General features: G+C 63.4%; 1 protein-coding gene. It reads right to left on the bottom strand.

The genetic code is table 11. The features are described from left to right. On the bottom strand, positions 1 to 667 hold a 667-nt coding region (locus V7787_RS52885; RefSeq protein ID WP_336095463.1), incomplete at both ends, for a calcium-binding protein.

The following is a 667-nucleotide window of genomic DNA, read 5'->3' as shown; positions in this document are numbered from 1 at the left end:
CTGATGGTGTCCTGACCATCGCCGAGGTTGAACAGGTAGGTGTCGCCACCGTAGTAACCCGACATCGTGTCGTTGCCGGTGCCGCCTTCGAAGGTGTTGACCACCCACGGGTCGGTGCCCCTCAACGTGTCGTCACCGGCGCCGCCGCGCAGCACATTGGTGCCCGAACCGTCGCTGATGACATCGTCGCCGTCGCCGCCTTCCAGCACGTCGTTGCCGCTGCCGCCTTCGATCGTGTCGTTACCCGAGCCGCCGAAGACTTGATCGTTGCCCGAACCGGCTTTGATGGTGTCGTTGCCGGCATCGCCGTACAAACTGTCGTTGCCATCGTTGCCGGTAATGGTGTCGTTGCCGCCACCGCCGCGAATCACCGCGTTGGTGCCCGCGGGAGCCACGATCTGATCGTCGCCCTCGGTACCGGCCTGAGCCATGCCGTAGGTAATGTCGTAGGCCGCCCAAACCGTGCCATCGGCAAAGACGATGTTCTCCAACCAGTTGCCGGCCGAGACGAACCAGTCCTTGATCGTGATCTTGTCGCTGCCGTTGCTGTGAACCAGCAACAGATCGTTGCCCGAACGGCTGGCCTGGATGTCCGCGGCCGCGATGCCCGCACCGAAACGCAGGGTATCGGCGTACTGACCGACGCTGGAGTACGCACCGTTGTCGT

This window comes from Pseudomonas sp. CGJS7 (genome assembly GCF_036961695.1).
Note: the sequence above shows the minus strand (reverse complement) of the source record. Positions and strands in the feature narration are given on the sequence as shown.